3 protein-coding genes are annotated in these 2136 nt (G+C 74.5%); 2 read left to right on the top strand and 1 reads right to left on the bottom strand.

The window, feature by feature from the left end:
• A partial coding sequence (locus ACFV4N_RS43110; protein WP_499678482.1) for an AMP-binding protein occupies positions 1–1025 on the top strand: 1025 nt, incomplete at its 5' end.
• Positions 1018–1263, top strand: coding sequence for an acyl carrier protein (locus ACFV4N_RS43105; RefSeq protein WP_499678481.1), 246 nt, complete (start codon positions 1018–1020; stop codon positions 1261–1263). The genes ACFV4N_RS43110 and ACFV4N_RS43105, both read left to right, overlap by 8 nt.
• Before the next feature lie 27 nt (positions 1264–1290).
• Here ACFV4N_RS43105 and ACFV4N_RS43100 read toward each other — a convergent pair.
• Positions 1291–2136 (bottom strand): phosphatase PAP2 family protein (locus ACFV4N_RS43100; protein ID WP_499678480.1); only part of this gene is annotated, 846 nt, incomplete at its 5' end.

Here is a 2136-nt window from a genome sequence, read left to right as displayed (position 1 = left end):
AGTCGGTGGTCGCCCGTCCGATCCGCTGGTTGCGCGCGATCAGCGACCACCGGGTGGACTGGACCGTGGCCCCCGACTTCGGCTACGCGTGGGCGACCCGCCGGATCACCGACGAGGAGCTCGACGGGCTCGACCTGTCCTGCCTGACGATGGCGGTCAGCGGGGCCGAGCCGATCCGGATCGCCACGCTGGACGCGTTCGCCGCCAGGTTCGCGCCGGTGGGGTTCCGGCGCACCGCGCTGAACCCGGGGTACGGGCTCGCCGAGTCCACCCTGGTGGTCACCTGCACGTCACGCGGCCGCGGACCGACCGTCCGCTCGTTCAGCCCGGCCTCGCTGGCGGCCGGCGAGGCCGTGCCCACCCCGGACGGCGACGGCGTGCCGCTGGTCGGGTGCGGCGAGCCGGGCGGCATGCGGGTGCGCGTCGCCGACCCGGTCACGGGCGCCGAGGTGCGGGACGGCGCGATCGGCGAGATCAGGGTGGCCGGGCCCAGCCTGGCCGCGGGCTACCACGGCGACCCCGCCGCGACGCGCGCCACGTTCGTCACCGGCCCGGACGGCCGGTGGCTGCGAACCGGTGACCTGGGGTTCCTCCTCGACGGACAGCTCTACGTCACCGGACGGCTGAAGGAGCTCATCATCGTCCGCGGCCGGAACCTGTACCCGCACGACATCGAGTTCTCGGCGCGGGAGGCCCACCCGGACGCGGGCCGGGGCGCGGCCTTCGGGGTCCGGGACGCCGATTCCGGCGAGCACGTCGTGCTGGTGCAGGAGATGCGCCCCGCCCCGCAGGGGGACCCCGTCGAGTTCGCCGATGCCGTGCTCGACGCCGTGACCAGGCAGTTCGGCGTGCCCGTGAGCATCCTCGTGGTCCGGCCGAACACGATCCGCCGCACCACGAGCGGCAAGGTGCGCCGAGGGCACATGCGCGAGCTGTTCCTCGGCGGAGGGCTGTCGGCGCTGCACGGCGTGCTCACCCCCGCGGTCGCCGCCGTCGTCGGAGCCCCGGAGGGGAACCGTGTCTGACGAGTCGTTGAGGGCCTGGCTGGTCGACGCCGTGGCGGGCTACCTGGGGTTGCCGCCGGCGCAGGTCGGCACCGAGGTGGCACTGCGCTCGCTCGGCTTCGACTCCGTGCACGCCATGGGGCTGTGCGTCGACATCGAAGAACGCTGGGGGATCCTCGTCGAACCCACGCTGGCCTGGGACTTCCCGACCATCGACACCATCGTGGCGCACCTGGGCCCGCGGATCGGGCGGACGTGAGCCGCGACGGCGCCCCGCCGCGCGCGGTCAGGTCGCCAGCCGTCGCCAGGAGGCCAGGAACACCAGTGCCGCGATGAGCGACCCGGCCGAGGCGAACGACCCGGCGCCGAGGTAGATGTCCCACTCGTAGACGTGGTCCCGGACCGCGTCGGCCAGACCGGCGCGGGCGAGCGGCACACCCCACAGGAAGCCCCCCAGGACCAAGCCGACCAGCGCGGACACCCCGGCGAACGTCCCGATGACGAGCCGGCCGATCCGGCGGCGGCCCTCGTAGCGGTGCAGCGCCCCGCGCCGCGCCAGCCACCACGACGCGAGCGCGGCCAGGGCCAGGGCGATCGCGTCCGCGGCGAGGGTGTCGCTGAGCCGGTGCCACTTCGCGGTGAGCGTGTACTGGCCGATGCCCACCGCCCACGGCAGCACGAACAGCAGCACCACGCCGCGCCAGCGGTAGGGCACCACGATCACGGCGGCGAACAGCACGGTCATGGCGATCGCGGTGTGCCCGCTGGGCAGGCTGTTGTGGGTGTAGTCGCCCGTCACCTCCACCAACTGGGGCCGGACGAGCACGAACCGCTTGAGGCCCTGGACGACGACCTGGCCCAGCACGACCACGCCGACCGCCGCGACCGCGAGGTCCCACCGCCGCCGCAGCACGCCGACCAGCGCGATCAGCACCACGGCCGCCGCGAGCGAGTAGACGGTGATCTCGTCCAGCGCCTGCCACGCCTCACCCGTCTGGGCCGCGTCGGCCTGGTCCGCGCCGCGCAGCGCGGCGTTCTCCAGCTCCTGTCCCGCCACCGTCCACACCGCGAGCACGTAGACCAGCGCGGCCACCCCGAAGGACGAGGCCGCGATCCCCGCCCACCGCCGGGG

The sequence above is a fragment of the Actinosynnema sp. NPDC059797 genome (assembly GCF_042732085.1).
Classification (GTDB): Bacteria; Actinomycetota; Actinomycetes; order Mycobacteriales; family Pseudonocardiaceae; genus Actinosynnema.
The sequence above is the reverse complement of the archived record's forward strand: the minus strand, read 5'-3'. Positions and strand labels throughout refer to the sequence as shown.